We start from the raw sequence: 5,260 nt of genomic DNA, 5'->3' as shown, positions 1-5,260 counted from the left end.
CGGCGCCGCGGCACTGAATTCTACAGGCCGTGTCCGACCCTGGAAGCGCGGCGGTGGTAGTCTCAGACGGACTGATCGTCATGCGTGGCGGCGAAAGGTGAGCGCCACGGCCACCAGTATTACCCAGTGCAACAGGCCGGTGGGCTCGGGCACGGCGGCGTCACCGGCCGCGGCGGAAGCTGTCGAGGCTGTTTTTCCAAAGTTGGCGCGCCACGTGTTGTATTGGGCAACACCAATTATGCCGCCGTTAATGTCGTTCGGCAGCGTGCCGTCCGGTGCCCCAAGGTTGTTGCGCCAAACCGTGTAGTCGGCAGCGTTGATAACGCCGTCGTCATTGTAGTCGCCCGCCAAGACTGAGGGTACAAGGATCACGGAAATGAAAGCACCAGTTTCGAAACGGTCGGCGAACTGCATGAACGATGTGTTAAGATCGAAGCTGAACGGTGTTCCATCAGCGAGCACCCCATGAAGTGTAAAGTCTCGGCCGGTGATCTCGTATGGAACGCCCGGCATCAGGAACGGCGTGAAATCCCCTCTCACACCACGAAAGCTGGTGCCGTAAATGTTGACTGTACTGCCTGCGCCAGCGATGAAGCTCTCGCTGAGCGATCCACCAGACAAATTCACTTCACTTCCTTCGAAGGCAACCAACCGGAATAGGGAACCGCCGGAGACGTTGACTTCTCCGCCATCGCGGGCGAGCAATGGGCCTGCGACTGAACCGTCAGAAATGTCGAATATGCTTCCTTCCAACGCATCGACCCGTCCTTCAAGTAGTCCACCCGTGACGTGCACATGACTGCCCGAGAACGCCCTAAATGAGTCGCCGATCGATCCGGCGGCAACGCCTACCTCGGCCCCGATAGCAACGGCGTCTTCGCCGACGGAACCGCCGTCCACTTGCAACGTGCTGCCCCAGCCAGCAATGAACCCGTCGCCGACCGTCCCTCCACTGACCACGCTTAGGGTTTGCCCTTCACGGATTCCGAATGGCACGTGGTCGCCCGGCAGATTGATGGCCGCGGGCAGGGCCGGAGGAAGCTGTGCCATTTCGAGGGTCAGTACACCTGCGTCTATCGAGTAGTCGGAGGAGTGAAACGGGGTTCCATCTGTCAGAGTCCCACTCAGAATGGACCCGCTTGGAATATCAATCGCTACTAAGTCGCCGACGGTTCCGAGACCAGGAACCGGCTGGCCGTCGAGGCGGAACTCCCCGCCAGCGATTCTTACCGAGCTATCGCCTTGGGCAGTGATCGCGCCTACCCATCCGCCTAACACTTTAGCCGAGCTGCCTTCAAGAACTAGTGACTTTATTGCGCCAGACGCCACCCCTACAGCGCTCGACCGTTGAGCATACAGGTTGCCGATCGCGCCGCCGGCTACGCTAACCGTGCTGCCGTCAAACGCCTGCATGCTGGCAATCGATCCCCCGGTAACCAGGACTGTTGTAGCTTGGAATGCGTCGAAGCCGGTTTCAATCACTCCGCCGGAGACCTCGACATCCGCACCAATCGTCTCAAGGTTGCGCCCCACAACACCTCCCGCCTCAACGGTGATCGTGCTGCCGCCGCCGGCCATGAAGTCGTCACCGACGACACCGCCAGAGTCCACGATGAGTGTTTGGCCTTCGCGTATATGTGCAGGAACGGGGTCTGTTGAGGCCGTGATGGTTTCTGGCCCGGTAGGGGGAGGTACGGCGGCCCCATGGAGTGTGACGCCAGGTGTTAGCGGTGGAGGAAAGAAGTCGCTAATCGCCGTGAAATCATAGTCGGCCAAAGAGAAAGCAAACGGAGTCCCATCGGCGTACACTCCGGTCAAGGTCGAATATCCTTCGCTCTGTAGTATGGTCGCCGTACTACCGGGGAAGACAGAGAATTGCACGCCATCCAGAAAGCATTCACCCCCATAGACATCGATCGGCCGATGGCTTCCCAGTCCATCGCCTTGGACACCACCGGACAGACTCAGCGTCCCCCCCTCATTGTCCAGACTCTTAATTGTTCCTCCAGTGATATTCACGGTTCCGTCGTAGATGATCAGTGCGCCGTCGATTGATCCACCCGAAATGTTGACCTGACTTCCTTCGAAGACCTTCATCCCACTACCGATGGATCCATTAGTGACATTGACCGTTGCGCCAATGGACTCAAATCCGTATCCAACAATACCACCTTCGATCGATACAACGCTGCCACGTCCGGCATTAAAGCTATCGCCGACGTGGCCGCCGTCGTCAACGACCAATGTTTGACCACCGCGGATGCCAAGCGGTACCGGATCTTGGGATGCCGCAATTAACGCAGGGCCAATTGGCGAGGTAGGCGCTACTGTCAGTTTGATCTCTCCATACACCATGTCGGGGTAAGGGGTATGATGGTCGAACAGGGCCAACGCAAACGGCGTACCATCGGCAAGTTCGCCATCAAGTACTCCATACGGGAAATCTAGCGTTACGGAATCGCCCACTGATTCCAGACCGTCGATCGGCGTACCCCACAGCCGAAAGTTGTTACCAAAGATGTTGAGCGAGCCCTCGGCATACAGCAAATCTCCCAGCGTCCCCCCGGAGAGATTTAGTGAACTGCCGCCTGCAATATAGGCGCCGGATCCTACGGTGCCGCCGTCAATGTTTACGGTGCTTCCGCTGCGCGCTCCAAAACCTCTGCCAACGATTCCGCCAACAATATTCACTTCACTACCGGAATTGGCCGTGAATTGGTCGCCGACTGTGCCCCCAAGAACATTTACCTCGACGTTCGTACTCGTGCCGTCCGAGCGGCCGGCCTGGAAACCAGAAGAAGATGACGATGGCAAGACTCCTCCATCCAGAACATTGAGTTGCGTGTCGGAATCGATTGACGTAGGCGCAAGGTCCGGCGGCAAGTTGATGACTGTATTGAATTGTCCCCTTGCCGTCAAAGAAGGTCCGACTACCAGGATCAGCACAAAACTCAACGGTCGCAAGCTACTCAACAGATACATGGCGTAATTCCTTACTTCCAAGTGTTGGAGTTGGCCCCCCGAGGCGGAGACAAGACAAGTTGTGCTGGACGAGATTCCTCTACCAGACGGGGCGAGAAATCCCGGCGAGATGGTCAGAAATTTCTGGAACGATTTTCCAGATCGATGGTGGTTTGGAGGAGAATTGGCGAGCATTCGGGCTGGATGCTTACAATTGGCAGTTTATTGCCTTTCTTGAGATGAGCAACTCATTCCCCTGGGGGGTTACTGTGGACGCCAACTCTACAGAATCCGTGACGGTTCTGCTCAATCGAGTGGAAGGTGGGGATCTCGCCGCTGGAGAGGTGCTCTATCACCGAGTGGAACGCGAGCTCCGCGCCATAGCAGAGAAGCAAATACGCGACGAGCGGGCCGGTCACTCGCTTCAGGCTACGCTGCTCATCGACGATGCGTTCTTGCGACTAACCAACGGCATTACGGAGGTCGGCTGGCAAAACCGCCGCCACTTTTTCCGCGCTGCTGCCCGCGCGATGCGACAGATGCTTGTTGACCATGAGAGGGCACGTCGAGCGGCCCGGCGTGGTGGAAGGGTTCACCAGCGAGTTGCCTTAGAGCTAGATAGGCTAGGCACCGAGCAGAATGAAATCGATTTGCTCGCCCTGAACGAAGCTCTCGACAAGTTGGCAAAACGGGACCCCAGGCAGAGTGAAATCGTTGACCTGCATCACTTTGGAGGATTGTCACTTAAGGAGACAGCGGACCTACTCGAGATTTCGGTTGGTACGGTGAAGAGCGATTGGCGATTGGCGAAGGCTTGGCTGCATCGGGAGCTAAGTAATGAGCGAACGACCTAGTGATCGCTGGGAAACCGTCAAGGCTCTAGCAGAGCGCGCTTTGGCCATCGAACCGGGCGCGCGTGAGGCATTTCTGCAGGCGGAGTGTGGCGACGATACCGAACTGCGTCAAGAGCTCGAATCCATTCTCTCGCACGGTGAGCAGGCTGAGCGCGAGGGATTCCTAAACGCTCCATTGCCACCGGTGATCGGTGGCCGGACATGGACGTCGCCGCCCCCAGCTGAACGTGGTCTACATGTCCGCTGTCCACACTGCCACATCCCGATCGAATTAGTTCCTGACGCCGAGTTGGAGAGCATTCGCTGCCCTTCGTGCGGCAGCGACTTCTGCCTGCTGAGCGACGACGCGGCGACCCGCGCAGCCTCACCGATCTCACAGGTGGCGCACTTCAAGCTCATTGAACGGGTGGGTATGGGGGCGTTCGGGTCGGTGTGGAAGGCACTGGACACTAAGCTCGACCGCACTGTTGCGCTGAAGATTCCGCGCAAGGGCCAGTTTGACACCCATCAGGAGAGAGCGTTCTTCCGCGAAGCGCAGAACGCCGCGCAGCTCAGCCATCCGGGCATCGTGCCTGTGTTCGAAGTGGGACGTGACGGTGACACACTATACATCGTCAGTGAGTACGTCCGAGGGCTCACCCTGGCCGACTACCTGACAGGCCAGCAGCTCACGCCGCGCGAAGCGGCTGAGCTGTGCGCGCAGATCGCCGATGCGCTGCATCAGGCCCACGAGCGCGGCGTCGTACACCGCGATCTCAAGCCGGGCAATATCATGATCGACGAGACGGGCTCGCCTCGCCTGATGGACTTTGGGCTGGCGCGGCGCGAAGCGGGCGAAATCACCATGACGATGGATGGCCAGATACTAGGCACGCCCGCTTACATGGCGCCCGAGCAGGCTAAGGGGGAGGGGCATGCGGCCGACCGCCGCAGTGACGTCTACTCACTCGGTGTCATCCTATTCCAGCTGCTCACGGGTGAGCTCCCGTTCCGCGGAAACGCCCGGATGCTGCTGCATCAGGTCATCCACGATGAGCCGCCGAGCCCGCGAAAGCTCAACGCTGCGGTCCCCAGGGATCTCGAGACGATCACGCTCAAGTGCTTGGATAAGGAGCCATCGAAGCGGTTCATTGACGCAAATTTGGTCGAGTGCGAACTAGGGCGATGGCTGCGTGACGAGGAGATTCAATCAAGACCGATTGGCAAAGGCGACCGAGGAGTTCGAGAATCTGGCCGCAGCACGGAGGCTGACAACGGCCTGGCGAGAGGATTACAACCACCACCGGCCGCACATTCGCTGGGGTACGTGACCCCGGCAGAGTACGCGGCTCGCTGCCCTGCTTCCGCTCCGGCTTCGGCTACGCCTCAGCCTCCGCTCCAGCAGGGCAGCGAAGTTCCCCAACCCGTACTCTCATAACGAGTGGTACTAACTTTAGGGGCAGGCC

3 protein-coding genes are annotated in these 5,260 nt (G+C 58.8%); 2 read left to right on the top strand and 1 reads right to left on the bottom strand.

Annotated features, from left to right (window positions below):
* Nucleotides 1-78 precede the first annotated feature (78 nt).
* A complete protein-coding gene (locus tag NG895_RS17085) occupies nucleotides 79-2,982 on the bottom strand; it encodes a hypothetical protein (protein ID WP_252853729.1) in 2,904 nt (967 codons plus the stop codon).
* A gap of 248 nt (nucleotides 2,983-3,230) precedes the next feature.
* On the opposite strand from NG895_RS17085, the gene NG895_RS17080 reads away from it, so the two are divergent.
* The gene (locus tag NG895_RS17080; protein ID WP_252853728.1) at nucleotides 3,231-3,815 is read left to right on the top strand and encodes an ECF-type sigma factor; all 585 of its coding nucleotides are present in this window, start codon (nucleotides 3,231-3,233) and stop codon (nucleotides 3,813-3,815) included.
* Entirely contained in the window at nucleotides 3,799-5,232 is a 1,434-nt protein-coding gene (locus NG895_RS30325) for a serine/threonine-protein kinase (protein WP_425267238.1), read from the top strand. Before NG895_RS17080 ends, NG895_RS30325 begins: the two co-directional genes overlap by 17 nt.
* The last annotated feature ends 28 nt before the right edge of the window (nucleotides 5,233-5,260 follow it).

The sequence above is a fragment of the Aeoliella straminimaris genome, assembly GCF_024054565.1.
Classification (GTDB): domain Bacteria; phylum Planctomycetota; class Planctomycetia; order Pirellulales; family Lacipirellulaceae; genus Aeoliella; species Aeoliella straminimaris.
The sequence above is the reverse complement of the archived record's forward strand: the minus strand, read 5'-3'. Positions and strand labels throughout refer to the sequence as shown.

Bases quoted from the DNA above. Each gene is read 5' to 3' on its own strand.
- NG895_RS30325 (WP_425267238.1), top strand. From the start codon at position 3,799: ATGAGCGAACGACCTAGTGATCGCTGGGAAACCGTCAAGGCTCTAGCA.
- NG895_RS17085 (WP_252853729.1), bottom strand. From the start codon at position 2,982: ATGTATCTGTTGAGTAGCTTGCGACCGTTGAGTTTTGTGCTGATCCTG.